Genomic DNA, 19,867 nt, shown 5'->3' with positions numbered 1-19,867 from the left:
CAAACCTTGGGCCGCAAGGGGCGATCCGGCGCAGTCAGATCTCCACCTGCGCGCCCAGTTCCACCAGCCGATTCCCCGGAATCCGGAAGAACCCGGTCGCCGGCGCCGCGTTGCGGTGCATCAGCGCGAACAGCTTGTCGCGCCAGATCGGCATGCCGCGGTTGGCCGTTGCCACGATGGTCTCGCGGCTGGCGAAGAAGGTGGTGTCCATCGGGTCGAAGTAGATCCCGCCGTGGTCGCACGAGCGCATCAGCGCCAGCGGTACGTCCGGGGTCTCCATGAAGCCGAAGCGCACGTAGATCCGATAGAACTCATCGCCCACCGACTCGATCTTCAGGCGCTGGCCCGAAGGCGCGTACGGCACCGGCAGGGTCACCACGTGCAGGAACACGTTGCGCTCGTGCAGCACCTTGTTGTGCTTGAGGTTGTGCATCAGCGCGTGCGGGGCCACCGAGGGGTCGGCGGTCAGGAACACGGCGGTACCCGGCACCCGCACCGGCGGGGCCAGCATCAGGCCCGGCAGGAAGGTGTCGATCCGGATGCCGTCCTTGCGGATCTCATCGCGCAGCAGCTCGCGGCCCCGGCGCCAGGTGCGCATCATGGTGAACAGCACGATGCCCAGCACCACCGGGAACCACGCGCCCTGCAGCAGCTTGGCGCCGTTGGCGATCACGAAGCCCAGGTCGATCACGAAGAAGATCACGCACAGCGGCAGGATCCAGTTGCGCGCCTTCGGCCACAGCGCGCGGGCGACCAGTGCGAGCAGCAGGGTATCGATGAGCATGGTGGCCGACACCGAAATGCCGTAGGCCACGGCCAGGTTGGAGGAGCTGCGGAAGGCCAGCACCAGCCCGATCACCATCACCGCGATGCCCCAGTTGATGCCCGGGATGTAGATCTGGCCGATGGTGTCGTGCGAGGTGTGGGTGATGCGCATGCGCGGGATGTAGCCCAGCTGCATGGCCTGGCGCGAAACCGAGAACGCCCCCGTGATCACCGACTGCGAAGCGATCACCGCCGCCATCGTGGCCAGCACGATCATCGGGTACAGGCCCCACTCCGGTACCGCTTCGAAGAACGGATTCTTCACCGCTTCGGGGTGCTTGAGCACCAACGCGCCCTGCCCCAGGTAGTTCAGCACCAGGCACGGCAGCACGAAGTAATACCAGGCGTGGCGGATCGGCCTGGCGCCGAAGTGGCCCATGTCGGCATACAGCGCCTCGCCACCGGTCACCGCCAGCACCACCGCGCCGAGGATGAAGATGCCGTGCCAGCCGTGCTCCATGAAGAAGCGCAGCGCCCACATCGGGTTGAAGGCCTTGAGCACTTCCGGCGCATCGACGATGTTCCAGATGCCGATCGCCGCCAGGGAGATGAACCAGATCGAGGTGATCGGGCCGAACAGCTTGCCGATCTTGGCCGTGCCGAAGCGCTGTACGGCAAACACCGCCAGCAGCACCACCACGGTGATCGGCACGATGAAGTTGTGCAGCCCCGGGGCCGCGACCTCCAGGCCTTCGACCGCACCCAGCACGGAGATGGCCGGGGTGATCACGCCGTCGCCGAAGAACAGCGAGGCGCCGAAGATGCCCAGGATGCCCACCACGTAGGCCGAGCGCGAGCCGTTCCGCAGCGTGCGCTGGGTCAGTGCCATCAGCGCCATGATGCCGCCCTCGCCGTCGTTGTCGGCGCGCATGATGATGGTGACGTACTTGAGCGTCACCACGATGTTCAGTGCCCAGAACGCCAGGGACAGCACGCCCAGCACGGTGTCATGGTCGCTGTTGAGGCCGTAGTGCGGGGAGAACGCTTCTTTCAGCGTATACAGCGGGCTGGTGCCGATGTCGCCGAACACCACGCCGATGGCGCCGATCATCAGCGCCATGCCGCCGGCCGCCGGCGCGTGGCCGTGCGGGGCCTGGCCGTCGCTGTGCTGGGGGGAAGTGGTGGACATGAGGCTCCGGGCGGACGCGGTCGGTATCGGATCAGGAACAGGCGGGCGCGCGGCTCAGCGCAGCGCAGCCTGCAGGGCTTTGCGGATGACCGTGGCGACATCGTCGCCTTCGGCGTTGGCGTCGCGCGCCATGCGTGCAGCCTCGACCGGCTTGTAACCCAGCTGCTGCAGGGCCACGGTCGCCTCGGAGACCGGATCGGTGGCCGGTGCCGCGCCGGCGATGGGTGCCCCGCCGCCGCCGAAGTTGGCCGCGCGGTCGCGCAGCTCCAGCACCATGCGCTCGGCGGTCTTCTTGCCGATGCCCGGGATGCGGGTCAGCGCGGTGATGTCGCCGGCCTGCAGCATGCGCGCGAACTCGTCCACGCTGACGCCGGAGAGCACCGCCAGCGCGATCTTGGCGCCGATCCCGCTGACCTTCTGCACATCGCGGAACAGGCGGCGCTCACCCTCGCGCAGGAAACCGTACAGCGAGACGCTGTCTTCCTTCTGCGCGTAATGGGTGAACAGCGTGACCTCGCGGCCCAGCTCGGGCAGGTCGTAGAAGGTGCTCATCGGCGCCTCCAGTTCGTAACCGACGCCATTGACGTCGACCATGAGCCACGGCGGCGCCTTGTAGGCCACGATCCCGCGCAGACGACCAATCATGCAGTTTTCCTCATTTCCGGCTCCAGGCCTGGCGCGCATTGACGCCCAGGCGCAGCGCCGTGGCCCGGACATGGGCGTGGGTGATCGCCACGGCCAACGCGTCGGCGGCGTCGGCCTGCAGCTTGGTTTTCAGGTTGAGCATGAGCCCGACCATGTGTTGGACCTGTTGTTTTTCCGCGCCACCGCGGCCGACCACGGCCAGCTTGATCTCGGTGGCCGCGTATTCGCTGACCGGCAGGTCGCGCATCACCACGGCCGAGATGGCCGCGCCGCGGGCCTGGCCCAGCTTCAGTGCCGAATCCGGGTTGCGTGCCATGAACACCTTTTCGATGGCCACTTCGTCGGGGCGGTACTCCTCGACCAGGGCGGTCAGGCCCACCACCAGCAGCTTCATCCGCTGCGGGAAGTCGTCCGCGCCCAGCAGCACCAGCGGCAGGTGGTGGACATGCACCACCCTGCCGGCGGCGTCCACATCAATGATGCCCACCCCGGTGCGCTGCGAACCGGGGTCGATGCCGAGGATGCGTGTCATGCGGCACGCACACGGCCGCCCGCGGCCCGGAAGGGACACATGCGGCGGGGATAACAGGGAACGGCTGGAGTCATCATGGTCCGCATTGTCCGCTCACCGGTCGCGCAAAGCGACCGGTGAAGGGCCCGCTCAGGCGTAGGCGTCCGCGCCGAGATCGGCGTTGGAGAACACGTCCTGCACGTCGTCCAGGTCTTCGAGCATGTCCAGCAGCTTCTTGACCTGCAGAGCGGTGTCGCCCTCGACCTTGATGTCGTTGTCGGCACGGAAGGTGATTTCGGCATGGTCCGGCTTGAAACCGGCTGCTTCCATCGCGTCCTTGACGGCGTGATAGCTGTCGGCCGCGGTGAGCACATCGATCGCCCCATCTTCCGGGTAGACCACGATGTCGTCCGCACCGGCCTCGATCGCCGCTTCGGTGACGGCTTCTTCGTCCGCACTGGCGGCGAAGTGCAGCACGCCCAGGCGCTTGAACATGAAGGCCACCGAGCCTTCGGTGCCCATGTTGCCGCCGCACTTGCTGAACGCATGGCGGACATCGGCCACGGTGCGCACGCGGTTGTCGGTCAGGCAGTCCACGATCACGGCCACGCCACCGGGGGCATAGCCCTCGTAGCGGATCTCTTCGTACTCCACGCCTTCCAGCTCACCGGTCGCCTTCTTGATGGCGCGCTCGATCACGTCCTTGGACATGTTCGAGGACAGGCCCTTGTCCATGGCAACGCGCAGGCGCGGGTTGTTGTTGGGGTCGCCTCCACCGCCGCGCGCGGCAACGCCGATCTCGCGGATGATCTTGGTGAAAATCTTGCCGCGCTTCGCGTCAGACGCGTTTTTGCGGTTCTCGATGGAGGGGCCTCTACCCATGGGGTGACTCTCGTGCTTCTGTCAGGAACAGGGCGCGAATTCTACCTGATCCGCCGCCCCGCCCGTGTCACCACCCCGCCCGCTCAGGCGGCGTGGGCCGCATCATCGCGCCGGAACCGGCCATCGCGCAGGAAGGCGGCGGTCTGCCGCGCGGCATCGGGCGAGAACACCAGCCCGCTGTGGCTGGCCGGGATCACACAGTGGTCGGCCAGGCCCGGCAGCTGGGTCTCATCCAGCGCCACGGTGCCATCGGAGGCCTCGCCACAGGCGCCCAGCAGGCTGCCCAACCCATGCGGGACCGAGCCGGCGATCAGGCCGACCTGGGCCCTGCCCTCCCAGGCCGGCAGCCCATCGAGCAGCAGTTCCGAGCTGCGCCCCAGCGCCAGCGACCAGCCGTGATCGCTCAGGGAGCGGGCGGTCACGCTGCCGCGCAGTGGCGAGCCCAGGCAGACCACGCGCGACACCGGCAGTTCCGGGGCGCGCCGCAGGGCCTCAAGGGCGACCAGCCCGCCCAGGCTGTGGCCGACCAGCGAGACCGGACCACTGTCCTTGAGCCGCTCCAGCAGCTGCGGCACTGCCACCTCGGGACCACCGAACACGCTCGAATACCCGAAGGTATCCACGGTGAAGCCACGGGCGCGCAGGCGCCAGGCCAACGGGCCGACCCAGGCGCGTGCGTTCCAGATGCCATGCAGCAGTAAAACGGGGGGATTCATGATGTCAGCCTCGCCCATTGGGCGGGGCGCCTGCAGAAGGAAACAGCGTCATTAGACAAATGGGCCAGCCAACGGCAGGTGAAGCCGCTGCGGCCATGACGATGTCGTGCTCAGCCCGCCGTGGGCGGGCGGCGCAGGATGAACTCCAGGTCGCGCACGCTGCCGACCGGGAACTCGTAGGTGCCGACCTTGCTGAAGCCATAGCGGGCATAGAACCGCTGCGCGCCGAAGTTCTCCGACCAGACGCCCAGCCACAGCGTGCGCGGGCCTTCCCGTTCCAGCCAGGCCAGCGCGGTTTCGAACAGGCGGCTGCCCCAGCCGCAGCTCTGCTGGTCCTTGATCAGGTACAGCCGCTTGAGTTCGCCATCGCCGGGCTGCACCTCGGCATGCGGCAGGCCACAGGGGCCGGCGGCGGCATGGCCCACGGCGACGCCATCGAGCTCCAGCAGCCAGACCGCGTAATCGGGGTGTTCAAGGATGATGCGCTGGCGCTGCGCCGGGTACGCCTCATCCAGGAAGGCCTGCAGGTCTTCGGGCGGGTACAGGGAGCCGAAGGTTTCCACGAACGTGCGCGTGGCCAGCACCGACAGGGTCTGGGCGTCGTCCGGGGTGGCGCGGCGGATGGTATAGCGGCCTGGAGTCACGGCGGGAGCATCGGCATCGGCAAGAACCGCCAATTTACCTGAACGTGGCGGCGATGGCGCCCCACCACCCACGAACCTGTCGATCCTGGTGGGCAGGATCCGCAGCAGGTACCGACCACCGGTCGGTACCTGCCACGTGTCGACGCCGACCGGGGGCCGGCGCGTCCCGGCTTATTCCTTGACGGCGCGCGGGCGGACCTGCACGTGCACTTCGGCCAGCTGCTCGTCCGGGATCGGCGACGGGGCGCCGGTCATCAGGCACTGCGCGCCGGTGGTCTTCGGGAACGGGATGACGTCGCGGATCGACTCGGTACCGGCCATCAGCGCGGCGATACGGTCGATGCCGAAGGCGATGCCACCGTGCGGCGGCGCGCCGAAACGCAGCGCATCGAGCAGGAAGCCGAACTTGCCCTCGGCCTCTTCGGCACCGATGCCCAGCAGTTCGAACACCGCGCTCTGCATGTCCGAGCGGTGGATACGGATCGAGCCACCGCCGATCTCGTTGCCGTTGAGCACCATGTCATAGCCACGCGACACGGCGGTCTTCGCATTCGCGCGCAGGTCGGCGATGTCGTCCACCGCCGGGGCGGTGAAGGGGTGATGCAGGGCGACGTAGCGCTGGGCTTCGTCGTCGTACTCGAACATCGGGAAATCGGTGACCCACAGCGGTGCCCAGCCGTCGGCGACCAGGTTGAAGTCCTTGCCGGCCTTCAGGCGCAGGGCGCCCATGAAGTCGGAGACCTTGTTGTAGCCACCGGCGCCGAAGAACACGATGTCCCCGTTACCGGCGCCGACATGGGCGACCAGCGCGGCGAAGGCTTCTTCGCTGAAGAACTTGGCGATCGGCGAGCTGACTTCGCCGCTCTCGCTGATCTTGATGTAGGCCAGGCCCTTGGCACCGTACTTGGCGGCATGCGCGGCGTACTCGTCGATCTGCTTGCGCGACAGGCTGGCACCGCCCGGGATGCGCAGCGCAGCCACGCGGCCGTCGGCATCGTTGGCGGCCGCGGTGAACACCGGGAACTCGCTGGTCCTGACCAGTTCGGCCACGTCCACCAGCTCCAGCGCGATGCGCAGGTCCGGCTTGTCCGAGCCATAGCGACGCATCGCCTCGGCCCAGGTCATGCGCGGGAAGCTGGCGGCCAGCTCCACGTCCACCACCTCCTTGAAGATGGCGCGGATCATGGTTTCCACGAAGTCCTGCACGTCGCGCTCGCGCACGAAGGCGAACTCCATGTCCAGCTGGGTGAATTCCAGCTGGCGATCGGCACGCAGGGCTTCATCGCGGAAGCAGCGCGCGATCTGGTAATAGCGGTCGAAGCCGGCCACCATCAGGATCTGCTTGAACAGCTGCGGGCTCTGCGGCAGGGCGTAGAACTCGCCCGGGTGCATGCGCGCCGGCACCAGGAAGTCGCGGGCGCCTTCCGGGGTGGCCTTGGTCAGGATCGGGGTTTCAATGTCCTGGAAACCGGTGGCGTCCAGGTGGCGGCGCAGCGCCTGCACCAGCTTGATGCGGGTGCGCTGCATGCGCTGCATTTCCGGGCGGCGCAGGTCCAGGTAACGGTACTTCAGGCGGGTTTCCTCGCCCGGGTTCTCGTGCGCGTGGAACGGCAGCGGCTCGGCCTTGTTGAGGACGGTGATCGACGTGGCGATCACTTCCACGCTGCCGGTGCGGAGCTTGTCGTTGGCCGCATGCCGCGCACGCACCACGCCTTCGACCTGCAGCACGTCCTCGTAGCCCAGGCTGGCGGCTACGGCGAACACGGCTGCGTTGTCGACTTCCACCGTCACCTGCACGATGCCTTCATGATCGCGCAGATCGATGAAGACCACGCCGCCCTGGTTGCGGGCAACGTCGGTCCAGCCGGCGAGGGTAACGGTTTGGCCAATCAGGGTCTCGTCGACCAGGCCACAGAAGTGGGTACGCATGGGGGTAAAGCTCCGCAGGAGAGTGCCGGCGCCAAGCTGCGCCGGAAAGCCCGTTATTCTGCGGCCGCCAGCCCGGCGGGGCAAATCCGGGCGCCGCGGCCCGGCATCACGCGCTCTGAACCGGGGGCGTTCCTATAGTCCGCGCACCAACGACCGCACGGGGATGTCGCCATGCAACGCCGTCTGAGCACCGTTTGCCTCACCCTTGCCCTGGCCTGTATGGCCCCGGCCCTGCACGCCCAGATCAGCACCCGGGCCTATGCCCCGGAGAATCTGTCGCAGTTGTCCTCCTCCGACCGCAGCCGGGTCATCACCCAGGAATACGCCGACCAGTCCAATGGCCGCCGGATCCCGGATGACCAGCTGCGCTTCTACCTGGCCCAGGTCAACTCGGGCTGGAGCTTCTCACGCATCAAGCAGGACATCGCCACCTCGCTGCGCGGCAACGGCAACGGCGGCGGCTGGAATGGCGGCGGCAACGGATCCGGCAACAACGGCACGGTCCGCTGCGAAAGCCAGGACAACCGCGAGCGGGTCTGCAACACCGGCTGGCGCAGCGCCCGGCTGTCCCGGCAGATTTCAGGCACGACCTGTACCGAGGGCCGCAACTGGGGCTCGCGCAATGGCACCGTCTGGGTCAGCGGCGGCTGCCGGGCCGAATTCGTCGAGGGACGCGGCAATGGCGGCAACTGGGGCGGCGGTAGCGGCACCGGGGCGACCATCCGCTGCGAGAGCCAGGACAACCGCGAGCGCACCTGCAACACCGGTTGGCGCAACGCGACCCTGGTCCGCCAGATCTCCGGTACGGCCTGCGTCGAAGGCCAGACCTGGGGCGTGCGCAATGGCGCGGTGTGGGTCAACCGCGGGTGCCGCGGCGAGTTCGCCGAGGCGCGTGGCAACAGCGGCGGCAACTGGGGCGGCGGTGGCAACAGCAACTACAGCGTGACCTGCAGCAGCAACGACAAACGCCAGCAGACCTGCGCGTGGGATGACCGCCAGGGGCGCCCGGCACTGGTCCAGCAGCTGTCCGGCACGGCCTGCGTGGAGGGCCGCAGCTGGGGCTACAGCAATGGCAGCCTGTGGGTCAGCGGCGGCTGCCGCGCCCGCTTCGGGGCGCGCTGAGCGGGCCAGCCCTGCACCCGGTGCCGACCGTGGGTCGGCACCTTGCGGCGCCGGCCACCTGCGGCCGGCGTCGGGAGACCGGGTTACGGTGCCGGCGTCTCACTGCCCCACGGCGCCGGCGGCAAAGCCACCGGCTTGGTCAGGTCGAACACCACCTGGAAGTGGCGCCCGCCCGGCCGGGTGAGCTCGTAGACGAAGCGCTGGTCGGGGTCCACTTCCATCGCCCAGGTGTTCTGCACGGAGGCCAGCATGTCGGCCTTGCGGAACATCGCCACCGAATCCGAATCCACCGGGAACGACTGGCGCTGCGCGGTCCCCGGCGGCTTGCTGTCACCCCCGTACATCGTGACCGCATCCGGGCTGCCATCCTCGTGGCGGTGATCATGCTTCAGGCGCAGGCCGTTCTCGGTGCGGCTCAGCACCCAGGTGCGCGAGTGGTCGTCGCCGACATGGAACGGGATCCGCAGCTCGTGTGCCGGATCCTCGCAGCCACGCACATGCATCACCAGGCGCTTGCCCTCGAAAGGATCAGGCGCATCGGTGCGCGGTTCGTTGACCGCGATACGGCCTTCGAACGCCTTGCCGCAGTGCGCGGCTACGGCGGACATGAAGGCATCGGACGGTGCCATCGACACCTCGTGCCCGACGGTGTCATTGGTGCCGCTGCAGGCGGTGATCGCCAGCGCAGTGACCAAAGGAAGAAGTTTGACTGCGTTCATGCCCCCACCCTAACGGGCGCGAGCGGGCAGCGCAAACCGCGCGCTTGATGCGACAGACAGGGTTGCCAACGCATCCGCGCCGCTGCAACCAGCGCTTCATTGCCCCTGTGTTATGGTCGGTCACGTGATTCGTTCGCCTTCTTCCCCACGAAGGACGCACGCGTGTTGCGGCTGACCGCCCTGCTCACCGGTGTGGCGCTGTTGCTGACCGGCAGCGGCCTGCTCGGGACATTGCTGGCGGTGCGCGGTGGTGAAGCCGGCTTCGGTGCCGGCACGTTGGGGTTGGTGATGTCCGGCTATTTCGCCGGGTTTTTCATCGGCACCTTCTTCGCCCCCTCGCTGATCGGCCGCATCGGCCATATCCGTGCGTTTGCCTTCTTTGCCGCCCTCGCCGCCATCGCGGTGCTGCTGCACCCGCTGTGGATCAATCCGGTGGGCTGGGGCGTACTGCGCATCCTCACCGGCATCGCCCTGGTCGGCCTGTACACGGTGATCGAGAGCTGGCTCAACGCCGAGCCCGACCCCCGGCTGCGCAGCCGCGCCTTCTCGCTCTACATGGTGGTCAATCTCTCGGCACTGGCCCTGGGCCAGGTGCTGCTGATGCTCGGCGACGCCGGCGCGACCTCGATGTTCATGCTCACCGCCATCCTGGTCTGCGCGGCGGTGTTGCCGGTCACCGCCACGCGGCTGCGCCCGCCGGAGATTCCCTCGGTGCCGCGCCTGAAACTGGCGCGCCTGTACGCGATGGCGCCGGTGGCGACCGTTGCCGCCGGCCTGTCCGGGCTGGCGATGGGCGCGTTCTGGGGCCTGCTGCCGGTGTACGCCGGCGAGGTCGGCCTGGATGGCAATGGCGTGGCCCTGTTCATGCTGACCGCCATCGCCGGTGGCGCGTTGCTGCAGTGGCCGCTGGGCCATATCAGCGACGGGCATGACCGCCGCACCGGGCTGGTCGCCCTCAGCCTGGCTGCGGCCGGCATCGCCGTCGTGGCGTCGCTGCCGATGATCCAGCTGCAGACCCATCTGCTGTTCGGCCTGTTCTTCTTCTACGGCGGGCTGGCCTTCGCCCTGTATCCCTTCGCCGTGGCGCACATGCTCGATTATCTGCCACGCGAAGACCTGCTGTCCGGGTGCTCCAGCCTGCTGCTGGTGCATGGCGTGGGCGCTGCGCTTGGCCCGGCACTGGCCGGTGCGGCCATGCAACGCTTTGGCGCGCCTGCGCTGCCGTTGTACTTCGCGGTGGTGCTGATGCTGCTGGCGTTGTTCACCACCGCGCGCCTGCTCAGTTTCCAGCGCCTGCGCACGCATCCGGTCGGGTTCCGGCTGATGCTGCGCACTACGCCCTCGGCCCTTGAGCTCATGCCCGAGACCGACACCGCACCGCCGGATCCCGATACCCCCCTCCCCTCTGACTCCGATAAGGAAGTGCATTGACTGTTTCGACACCGACCTCCCTCACTCCAACCCGTACACCGCCGGCGCCGCCGGCACCGCAACTGATCCTTGCCACCGATCTGGATGGCACCTTCCTCGCCGGCGATGCCGCCGCGCGCCATCGGCTCTACCGGCTGGTCGACCAGCACCCCGGCATCCGCCTGATCTTCATCACCGGCCGCGGCCTGGAAGCGGTGATGCCCCTGCTCTCCGATCCGGCCATTCCGCGCCCGGACTACGTAGTCTGCGATGTCGGCGCCACCGTCGTCGATGGCCACACCCTGCAGCCGCTGCAGCCCCTGCAATCGATGATCGACGCGCACTGGCCGGGCGAGCAGGTGGTCGCCGCGGCGATGCGTCCGTTCACCGCGCTGCAGCGCCAGGACGTGCCGCAGGAACGCCGCTGCTCTTACTTCTGCGATCCGGACACGCTGGCGCCACTGCGCTCGCAGATCCAGGCGGCCGCACAGGCGCTGGGCTGCGATGTGCTGTATTCGGCCGACCGCTATCTGGACATCCTGCCGCCGGATACCGACAAGGGCCGCACCCTGGCCGCGCTTGCGCGCCTGCTGGAACTGCCGCGCGACCGCATCCTGGTCGCCGGTGACACCCTCAACGACCTGTCGATGTATACCTCCGGTTTCCGCGGTGTGTGTGTCGGCGATTCCGAGCCGGCACTGACCGCCGCCACTGCCGATCTGGACCACACCTTCCACGCGCAGGCACCGGGGTGTGGTGGCATTCTCGAAGCGATCGAACATTTCCACCTGCTTGCCGATGACGATCCCTTCCTGCGCCCGCCGGCGCAGGCACGCGCCGACGGGGCGGACCTGGTGATGGTCTACCACCGCCTGCCCTTCGATGAAGTCATGGAAGACGGCGTGCTGGTGCAGCGTCCGCCGCGCTCGCCGAACGGCATCATTCCCTCGCTGCTGAGCTTCTTCGAAGGCGGCCAGAAAGGCTCCTGGGTGGCCTGGGGCATCGATGAGCCCAAGCGCGGCCCGTTCCAGACCCACCTGGCGGTGGATGCCGAGCGCTACCCGACCCTGACCGCTGCGCGCGTGCCGCTGAGCAAGCAGGAAGTGGACATCTTCTACAAGCGCTTTTCCAAGGAAGCGTTCTGGCCGATGCTGCATGTGTTCTGGGAGCGCGCCAAGTTCCGCGAGGAAGATTGGCAGGTGTTCCTGAAGGTCAACCGCAAGTTCGCCGAGGCCACTGCCGCCGAAGCCGCGCATGGCGCGACGGTGTGGATCCACGACTACAACCTGTGGATGGTGCCGGCCACCCTGCGCGAGCTGCGCCCGGACCTGAAGATCGCCTTCTTCCACCACACCTACTTCCCCTCGGCCGATGTGTTCAACGTGGTGCCGTGGCGCCGCGAGATCATCGGCAGCCTGCTAAGCTGCGACTACATCGGCTTCCACATTCCACGCCAGGTGGAGAACTTCGTGGACGTGGTCCGCGGTGCGATGCCGGCCGAGCGCCTGGCGTGGGAAAGCTGCGCCCCGCGCTTCCTCACCTACGGGTGCGCGGTTGGCTTGGACACGATGACCACGCGCCTGCGTGTGGGCGATCGCGAAGTCGCTCTGGGTGCACATCCGGTGGGCACCGACCTGCGCCGCATCCACAACGTGCTCGCACGCAGTGACGTGCGCAACGACATCTTCAAGCTGCGCCGCGAGATCGGCGCGCGCAAGCTGGTGCTCTCGGTGGAGCGGCTGGACTACACCAAGGGCACGCTGGCCAAGCTGGAAGCCTTCGAGCGCCTGCTGGAACAGCATCCGGATCGCCAAGGCAAGGTCACCCTGCTGATGATCTGCGTCCCCGCCGCGCGCGAGATGACCATCTACCGCACGCTGCAGAACCAGATCGAACAGGCGGTCGGGCGGATCAACGGCCGCTTCTCGCGGCTGGACTGGACGCCGGTGCGGTTCTTCGCCCAGGCGCTGCCGTTCGAAGAAGTGGTGGCCCATTACGCCGCCGCGCAGGTGATGTGGATCACCCCGCTGCGTGATGGCTTGAACCTGGTGTCCAAGGAGTTCGTCGCTACGCAGGGGATCGAGGGCAGCAACGGCGTGCTGGTGCTCAGCGAATTCGCCGGTGCGGCGGCCGAGTTGAAGGGGGCGGTGCTGACCAACCCGCATGACCCGGCCGACCTCACCGCTGGCCTGCTGCAGGCGTTGTCGATGCCCGACGAGGAAGCCACCGGACGCATGCGCCAGCTGTTCGGCAGCGTGGAGTACTACGACGTGGATCGCTGGGGCCGGGAGTTCCTGGAGGCCGTGCGCACCAGCCAATCCGAAGGCTGACGCGGGAACGGTAGTGCCGGCCGCTGGCCGGCTCCAAGCGGTGCCGGCTGCGGGCGATGCCGGCTTCATGGGTTGCCGGCCAGCGGCCGGCACTACGGCGTGCGCACCGACCAACGGTAGGTGCCTGCCGGGCGGTATCGCCTACCCGGCCTGCTGCATGATGCCTTCGGCGATCACGGCCACCTGCCGCAGCACATCGTTGCGGCCGGCATCGTCCACCGTCGCGCCCTGCAGGTAGCTGGTCAGCACCCACGGCGCACCGCCGGCGAGCGGCCACAGGATGGCGATGTCGTTGGTGGTGTCCTCCCCGTTGCTGCCGGTCTTGTCGCCGACCCGCCACGCCTTGGACAAACCGGCACGCAGCCGCGCATCGCCGGTTTCGTTGTCGATCAACCAATCCGCCAGCTGCTGCCGCGAGGCAGGCTTCAGCACATCCCCGAGCACGAAGCGCTGCAGGCTGGCCGCCATCGCGGCCGGGCTGGTGGTATCGCGCGGGTCGCCGGGAGTGAAGCGGTTCATCTCCGGCTCGAGCCGATCATTGCGGGTCACCGCATCGCCATTGGCACGCAGGAACGCGGTCACCCCGGCCGGTCCACCGACCACCCCCAGCAGCAGGTTCGCGGCAGGGTTGTCGCTGGTGATCATCGTTGCCCGGCACAGGTCGCGCACGGTGACATCCTTGCCGATGTGTCGCGTCGTCACCGGCGCATGCGAGAGCATGTCCTGCTGGCGCACGGGGATGCGCTGGTCCAGCGGGAGCCTGCCCTGGTCGGCCAGATGCAGCACCGCAGCGGACAACACGAACTTGAACGTGCTGCACATCGGGAAGCGCTCGTCCTGCCGGTTGCCGGTGCGCCAGCCGGTGCCGGTGTTGAGCAGGGTCACGCCCAGGCGACCGCCGCTGGCCGCTTCCAGCGCCGCGAAATCCTTCGCCGCGACGGCAGGTTGCGGCGAGGGCAGCGGCGTCTTGGCGAAGGCGGTGGCGGCCAATGCAGAGGCGGCAGCCGCGCCGGTCCATTGCAGGAACTGTCGTCGAGCGATCATGGGGTTCTCCTTGGCGAAGGCCCGAGTATTGGCAGGTTGCGCGCCGGCCACCAGCGAGGATTTTCATCGGGAGCCATCAGCTCACCTAATACCACCGACTGAAGCACGCCTCCCAACCCCACGAAATCCGGTGTATCCGTGGTGATTGGCGTGCCGGCACCGCCCCGCGGTGCGATGATGCATCATCCCTGCTCACGGCTCGCCCATGCTCCGCCCCCAGCTGCCGCTCAATGCCCTGCGCGCCTTCGAGGCCGCTGCCCGGCACCAGAACTTCACCCGCGCCGCGCTGGAGCTGTGCGTCAGCCAGGCTGCGCTGAGCCATCAGATCCGGGCACTGGAGGACCGGCTCGGGGTGTCGCTTTTCACCCGCCTGCCGCGTGGCGTCGCACTGACCGACGAAGGCGCGCGCCTGTATCCGGTGCTCAACGAGGCCTTCGACCGTATCGCGGTGAGCCTGGACCGGTTCGTCGGCGGGCATTTCCGCGAGGTGCTGAGCGTGGGGGTGGTCGGCACCTTCGCCACCGGCTGGCTGCTGCCGCGCCTGGGGGATTTCAATGCGCGCCATCCGGATATCGAGCTGCGCCTGCAGACCCACAACAACCGCATCGACCTGGCCGGTGAAGGGCTGGACCTGGCGATCCGGTTCGGTGATGGCGATTGGCAGGGGCAGGTCAGCGAACCCGTACTGGATGCACCGTTCGCGCCACTGTGCGCGCCGGCGCTGGCACGTACGCTGCGGCAGCCGCGCGATCTGGCCAGCGTGCCGCTGTTGCGCTCCTACCGCAGCGATGAGTGGCCACGCTGGTTGCAGGCGGCAGGCGTACCGGAACTGGACGCCCGCGGCCCGGTGTTTGATTCGTCACTGACGCTGGCCAGTGCCGCCGCCGCAGGCGCCGGCGTGGCGCTGTTGCCGTTGAAGATGTTCGAGCAGGATCTGGCCCACGGCCGCCTGATCCAGCCCTTCGCGCAGACGCTGGAGCTGGGGCGGTACTGGCTGACGCGGCTTCGCTCGCGGGCCGAGAGTGATGCGGCGCGGCGGTTCCGGGAATGGCTGGCAGCCCGGTAGATCCACGCCATGCGCGGATGGCCGAACGTCGGAACGCACCTCATCCACGCATGGCGTGGATCTACACGGGATGCGGCACGACCAGCGTGCCGCATCGCCCGCCCCGATCAGGCGTCCAGCAACTCCATCCACGTCTGCTCGGCCTTGCTGAGCAGGGTGGCAGTGGCTTCGCGATCACGCCCAAGCACGGCCATGCGGGTCGCATCGGCGTAGTTCGACGGATCGGCCAGCTGGCGGTCCAGGTCGGCCAACAGCGCCTCCAGCTCGCCCACCTTGGCTTCCGCGGCGGCCAGCTTGTGCGGGTTGGCGGGCTTGCGCGCGGGCAGCGGCGGGGTCGGCGGTGCCGGCTCCGGAGCCGCCGCGGCCATCTTCTGCTTGGTGCCCTGCGCGGCGGGACGCGACCGCAGCCAGGCCGCGTACGCATCCAGGTCGCCATCGAACGGCTCGACCACGCCATCGGCCACGCGCCAGAAGGTATCGCAGACCAGGCCGATCAGATGGCGGTCATGGGAGACCATCACGATCGCGCCTTCGAAGTCGGCCAGCGCTTCAGCCAGCGCTTCGCGCATTTCCAGGTCCAGATGGTTGGTCGGTTCGTCGAGCAGCAGCACGTTGGGCTGCTGGTAGGCGATCAATGCCAACGCCAGGCGCGCGCGTTCGCCACCGGAGAATCCATCCACCGGTTCGAAGGCGCGGTCACCGGCGAAGTTCCACTTGCCGAGGAAATCGCGGAAGGACTGGTTCGGCGCGTCCGGGGCAAGGTCGCGGAAGTGCTCCATCGGCGACTGCCCTTCGTGCAGCGATTCCACCGTGTGCTGGGCGAAGTAACCGATGCGCAGGTCCGGATGCGCGGCACGCTCGCCACTGATCGGGTCCAGCTCACCCACCAGGGTCTTCACCAGCGTGGTCTTGCCGGCGCCGTTCGGGCCGAGCAGACCGATGCGCTGGCCGGCCTCCAGGCCGAAGCCCACGTTGTGCAGGATCACCGAATCGGCGCCGTAACCGGCCTCGACATGGTTCAGGCGGATCAGCGAGAACGGCAGCTTGGCCGGCGGGGCGAATTCGATGCGGAATTCGCGCTCGGCGCGCACGGCCTCGGTGCCGGCCAGCTTGGCCAGGCGCTTCATGCGGCTCTGCGCCTGGGCGGCCTTGCTGGCCTGCGCCTTGAAGCGGTCGATGAAGCTCTGCAGATGCGCGCGCTCGGCCTGTTCCTTCTCGTGGGCGAGCTGCTGCTGGCGCAGCTGTTCGGCGCGCTGGCGCTCGAAATCGGTGTAACCGCCAACGTACAGCTTGGCGCCGCCACCGTGCAGGTGCAGGGTGTGGGTGGCCACGTTGTCCAGGAACTCGCGGTCATGCGAGATCAGCAGCAGGGTGCCCGGGTACTTGAGCAGCCACTGCTCCAGCCAGAACACCGCGTCCAGATCCAGATGGTTGGTCGGCTCGTCCAGCAGCAGCAGGTCGCTGGGCATCATCAGCGCGCGTGCCAGGTTCAGGCGCACGCGCCAGCCGCCGGAGAACGAGGAGACCGCACGCGAGTGCGTCTCGGCCGGGAAGCCCAGGCCATGCAGCAGCTTGCCGGCGCGCGCTTCGGCGTCATAGGCGCCGATCTCGGCCATGCGCTGGTGGGCGGTGGCAACGGCTTCCCAGTCTTCACGTGCCGCGGCCGCAGCCTCTTCACGCATGACGGCGGCCACCTCGGTGTCGCCTTCCAGCACGAACTGCAGCGCCGGGTCGGGCAGCGACGGGGTTTCCTGGGCCACGCTGGCGATGCGGATCTTGCCGGGCAGATCGACGTCGCCCTTGTCCGCCTCCAGCTCACCCTTCACGGCGGCGAACAGGCTGGACTTGCCGGCCCCGTTGCGGCCGACCACGCCCACGCGGTACCCCGCGTGCAGGGTCAGGTCGACATTGGACAACAGCAGCCGCTCGCCACGGCGCAAGGCGAAGTTACGAAGGGAAATCATCTTGGGGGTCCATATAACGGAATGGAATGTGCTGGTGAGCACCTTTCCTGCGACGTAATTCTAGCGTTAACGAATACTTGACGGGCCCCGGGATGCGCGGCAGGCCTCGTTTCTCTCTCCCACGACCCTGCCCGCGCTTCCCCGGGACCCTCCTGTCGAATCCCCCGCCTCACGTAAATGGTTGCTGCTGCAACGTTTTTTGCGAAAACGGCAAACATTTGACAAGCGATGAATATCCCGTTAATCCGTCTATTGCGCACCGCAACAACCGCCTTCGCAGACCCGATCCTCGATGTCGTGATGTCGCTTTGGTGCAGCACCGCCACTACCGGAGCCACATCCTGATGAACCGCAAGACCAGTACGCTCGCCGCCGCCGTAGCTGTCGCGCTCGGTATGTCCAGCTTCGCCGCTACGGCCCAGGATGCGCCCGCCCGCACGGCGGCCAACACCCTGGACACCATCATCGTCACCGGCACCCGCGTGGCCGACCGCACCGTGGCCGAGTCGCAGTCGCCGATCGACATCATCACCCCCGAGGCGCTGCAGTCCACCGGCACCACCGAACTGGCCACGGCCCTGGCCCGCGCCCTGCCCTCGCTGAACTTCCCGCGCCCGGCCCTGACCGACGGCACCAGCGGCATCCGCCCGGCGCAGCTGCGCGGCCTCTCCCCGGACCAGGTGCTGGTGCTGGTCAACGGCAAGCGCCGCCACACCTCGGCCCAGATCAACGTCAACGGCAGCATCGGCCGCGGCTCCTCGGCGGTGGACATCAACGCGATTCCGATCGCCTCGATCGAGCGCGTGGAAGTGCTGCGCGACGGCGCCTCGGCGCAGTACGGCTCGGACGCCATCGCCGGCGTGATCAACATCGTGCTCAAGGGCTCGTCCTCCGGCGGCAGTCTGGCGCTGGATGCCGGCCAGTACTCGGCCGGTGACGGCAACAAGTACCAGCTCTCCGGCGATACCGGCATCGGCTTCGCCGACGGCCGTGGCAGCGTGCACGTGGCCGGCCAGATCATCCAGCAGGACGAAAGCAACCGCGCCGGTCCCTACCAGGGCACCACGCCGAACACGAGCAACTTCCCCAGCATCGGCCAGACCACCTTCGTGGTCGGCGATCCGCAGGTGGATGCGACCGCCGCCTCGGCCAACGCCAGCTTCCAGTTCAGCGACCACGTCTCGGCCTACGCCACGGCGATGGCCAGCAACCGTGACATCACCTCGTTCGCGTTCTACCGCTCGCGCAACCACCTCAGCCAGGGCGCGCTGCTGGCGCAGACCTACCCGGACGGCTTCGTGCCGGAAATCAACCAGTACTCCAAGGACCGCTCGCTGGTCGCCGGCGTCAAGGGCGATACGGACAGCGGCTGGAACTGGGATGTCAGCTACAACTACGGCGCCAACAAGATCGATTTCCACACCCGCAACAGCATCAACTACGCGCTCGGCGTAAACAGCCCGCGCTCGTTCTACGACGGCGCGCTGGAGTACACCCAGAACATCGTCAATGCCGATGTGACCAAGACACTGGACTGGGGCCTGGCCTACCCGGTCACGCTGTCCTTCGGCGGTGAGTACCGCAAGGAGAAGTGGGAGCAATCGGCCGGTGAACTGAATTCCTACACCGGCAGCGGTGCGCAGGGCTTCGGCGGCTTCACCCCGCTCAACGCCGTGGACGCCGACCGCGACAACTACGCCGTCTACGCCGGCCTGGAAGCCGACCTCAGCGACAAGTTCTCCGCCGGTGTCACCGGCCGCTACGAGGACTACTCGGACTTCGGCGACAAGTTCTCCGGCAAGCTCTCCGCACGCTATGCCTTCACCGACAAGGTTGCCCTGCGCGCCACGGCGTCCAGCGGCTTCCGCGCGCCGTCGCTGGCCCAGCAGAGCTACCAGGCAGTGACCAGCACGATCGTCAACGGCGTGTTCGTCGAACGCGGCACCTTCCCGACCACCAGCCCGGCCGCGCAGGCGCTGGGCGCCAGCCCGCTGAAGGCCGAGAGCTCGACCTCCTACAGCCTGGGCCTGGTGCTGCAGCCGGTGGACCGGCTGTACCTGACCGTGGATGCGTACCAGATCGACATCGATGACCGCATCGTGCTGTCCACCAACATCACCACCAATGACGCCGCCAATGCGCTGCTGTCCAACCTGGGGCTGCCGGGCGTCACGGCGTTCTCCTACTTCACCAACGGCGTGGACACCCGCACCCGCGGCGTGGATGCGGTCTCCAGCTACACCATCCCCTTCGCCGCCAGTTCGCTGGAACTGACCGCGGCCTACAGCTACAACGAGACCGAGGTGAAGAAGTTCATCGCCTCGCCGGCGGTGTTCGGCGCGCTGGGCGTCACCCAGTCGCTGATCGGCCGCGATGAGATCGGCCGCATCGAAGACAGCTACCCGCGCGACAAGACCATCCTCAGCGGCACGTGGCGTTCGGACCGCTGGGACCTCAACCTGGCCGCCACGCGCTACGGCTCGTTCACCGTGCGCAACTCGGCCACCGCCCTGCGTGACCAGACCTACGACGCCTCGTGGGTGCTCGATGCCTCGGCCAGCTACAAGCCCAGCGAGAACTGGACCCTGACCCTGGGTGCGGACAACATCCTGGACGAGTACCCCGACCGCACCGTGGACCTGCAGAACTCCACCTGGGGCATGCTGCCGTACAGCAACTACTCGCCGTACGGGTTCAATGGTGCCTACGTGTACGGGCGCGTGACCTACAAGTGGTAACAGGGTAGTGCCGGCCGCTGGCCGGCACCACCGAACATCGCGGTCACCGCCTGAAAAACGCACATGCCCCGGTCCCCCGGGGCATGTGCGTTTGGGCCGCCGAAATGCCGGGATCTGCGCATTCATCGCAGCGCGCCTTCGCTGTCCCGGACAGCACATGACCTGACCACGGGGACATAGCAGCATTGCGGGC

Annotated in this window: 15 protein-coding genes; 5 read left to right on the top strand and 10 right to left on the bottom strand. The window is 67.8% G+C overall.

The window, feature by feature from the left end:
* Positions 1 to 34 precede the first annotated feature (34 nt).
* The 7 genes from NJD74_RS01185 to aspS form a co-directional block, all read right to left on the bottom strand.
* Positions 35 to 1,885 (bottom strand): potassium transporter Kup, encoded by a 1,851-nt coding sequence (locus tag NJD74_RS01185; RefSeq protein ID WP_167390318.1) that lies wholly within the window; start codon positions 1,883 to 1,885, stop codon positions 35 to 37.
* Between the two features lie 123 nt (positions 1,886 to 2,008).
* Complete coding sequence (gene ruvA, locus NJD74_RS01180; RefSeq protein WP_046274332.1) at positions 2,009 to 2,599, bottom strand: Holliday junction branch migration protein RuvA; 591 nt, start codon at positions 2,597 to 2,599, stop codon at positions 2,009 to 2,011.
* 10 nt (positions 2,600 to 2,609) lie between these two features.
* On the bottom strand, positions 2,610 to 3,131 hold the full coding sequence (gene ruvC, locus NJD74_RS01175; protein WP_019186142.1) for a crossover junction endodeoxyribonuclease RuvC: 522 nt from the start codon (positions 3,129 to 3,131) through the stop codon (positions 2,610 to 2,612).
* A gap of 129 nt (positions 3,132 to 3,260) precedes the next feature.
* Positions 3,261 to 3,992 carry a YebC/PmpR family DNA-binding transcriptional regulator gene (locus NJD74_RS01170; protein WP_319623493.1) on the bottom strand — a complete coding sequence of 244 codons (732 nt, stop codon included), beginning with the start codon at positions 3,990 to 3,992 and terminating at the stop codon, positions 3,261 to 3,263.
* Between the two features lie 83 nt (positions 3,993 to 4,075).
* The gene (locus NJD74_RS01165; RefSeq protein ID WP_026070240.1) at positions 4,076 to 4,708 is read right to left on the bottom strand and encodes an alpha/beta fold hydrolase; all 633 of its coding nucleotides are present in this window, start codon (positions 4,706 to 4,708) and stop codon (positions 4,076 to 4,078) included.
* A 110-nt stretch (positions 4,709 to 4,818) separates the two neighbouring features.
* Positions 4,819 to 5,352 (bottom strand): GNAT family N-acetyltransferase, encoded by a 534-nt coding sequence (locus NJD74_RS01160; protein ID WP_046274331.1) that lies wholly within the window; start codon positions 5,350 to 5,352, stop codon positions 4,819 to 4,821.
* 171 nt (positions 5,353 to 5,523) lie between these two features.
* Positions 5,524 to 7,281, bottom strand: a complete 1,758-nt coding sequence (gene aspS / locus NJD74_RS01155) for an aspartate--tRNA ligase (protein ID WP_319623492.1) — start codon at positions 7,279 to 7,281, stop codon at positions 5,524 to 5,526.
* A 171-nt stretch (positions 7,282 to 7,452) separates the two neighbouring features.
* Here aspS and NJD74_RS01150 point away from each other — a divergent pair, with 171 nt between their 5' ends.
* Positions 7,453 to 8,403, top strand: coding sequence for a DUF3011 domain-containing protein (locus NJD74_RS01150; protein ID WP_102788160.1), 951 nt, complete (start codon positions 7,453 to 7,455; stop codon positions 8,401 to 8,403).
* Between the two features lie 83 nt (positions 8,404 to 8,486).
* Here the strand turns inward: NJD74_RS01150 and NJD74_RS01145 are convergent, their stop codons facing one another.
* Entirely contained in the window at positions 8,487 to 9,122 is a 636-nt protein-coding gene (locus tag NJD74_RS01145; RefSeq protein ID WP_070471257.1) for a hypothetical protein, read from the bottom strand.
* 162 nt (positions 9,123 to 9,284) lie between these two features.
* Between NJD74_RS01145 and NJD74_RS01140 the strand changes: the two genes are divergently transcribed.
* A complete protein-coding gene (locus tag NJD74_RS01140; protein WP_019186136.1) occupies positions 9,285 to 10,553 on the top strand; it encodes an MFS transporter in 1,269 nt (422 codons plus the stop codon).
* Between the two features lie 62 nt (positions 10,554 to 10,615).
* Positions 10,616 to 12,862 (top strand): glucosylglycerol-phosphate synthase, encoded by a 2,247-nt coding sequence (ggpS, locus tag NJD74_RS01135; RefSeq protein ID WP_319623616.1) that lies wholly within the window; start codon positions 10,616 to 10,618, stop codon positions 12,860 to 12,862.
* Between the two features lie 141 nt (positions 12,863 to 13,003).
* On the opposite strand, the gene blaL2 is transcribed toward ggpS, so the two are convergent.
* Positions 13,004 to 13,906 (bottom strand): L2 family extended-spectrum class A beta-lactamase, encoded by a 903-nt coding sequence (gene blaL2 / locus NJD74_RS01130; protein WP_102788161.1) that lies wholly within the window; start codon positions 13,904 to 13,906, stop codon positions 13,004 to 13,006.
* A 205-nt stretch (positions 13,907 to 14,111) separates the two neighbouring features.
* Between blaL2 and NJD74_RS01125 the strand changes: the two genes are divergently transcribed.
* A complete protein-coding gene (locus tag NJD74_RS01125; RefSeq protein WP_070471254.1) occupies positions 14,112 to 14,972 on the top strand; it encodes a LysR family transcriptional regulator in 861 nt (286 codons plus the stop codon).
* Positions 14,973 to 15,079: 107 nt separating this feature from the next.
* On the opposite strand, the gene NJD74_RS01120 is transcribed toward NJD74_RS01125, so the two are convergent.
* Positions 15,080 to 16,936 (bottom strand): ABC-F family ATP-binding cassette domain-containing protein, encoded by a 1,857-nt coding sequence (locus tag NJD74_RS01120; protein ID WP_070425778.1) that lies wholly within the window; start codon positions 16,934 to 16,936, stop codon positions 15,080 to 15,082.
* A 344-nt stretch (positions 16,937 to 17,280) separates the two neighbouring features.
* On the opposite strand from NJD74_RS01120, the gene NJD74_RS01115 reads away from it, so the two are divergent.
* Positions 17,281 to 19,674 carry a TonB-dependent receptor gene (locus NJD74_RS01115; protein ID WP_319623491.1) on the top strand — a complete coding sequence of 798 codons (2,394 nt, stop codon included), beginning with the start codon at positions 17,281 to 17,283 and terminating at the stop codon, positions 19,672 to 19,674.
* The last annotated feature ends 193 nt before the right edge of the window (positions 19,675 to 19,867 follow it).

The organism is Stenotrophomonas sp. RG-453, assembly GCF_033843685.1.
Lineage (GTDB): Bacteria > Pseudomonadota > Gammaproteobacteria > Xanthomonadales > Xanthomonadaceae > Stenotrophomonas > Stenotrophomonas bentonitica_A.
Note: the sequence above shows the minus strand (reverse complement) of the source record. Positions and strands in the feature narration are given on the sequence as shown.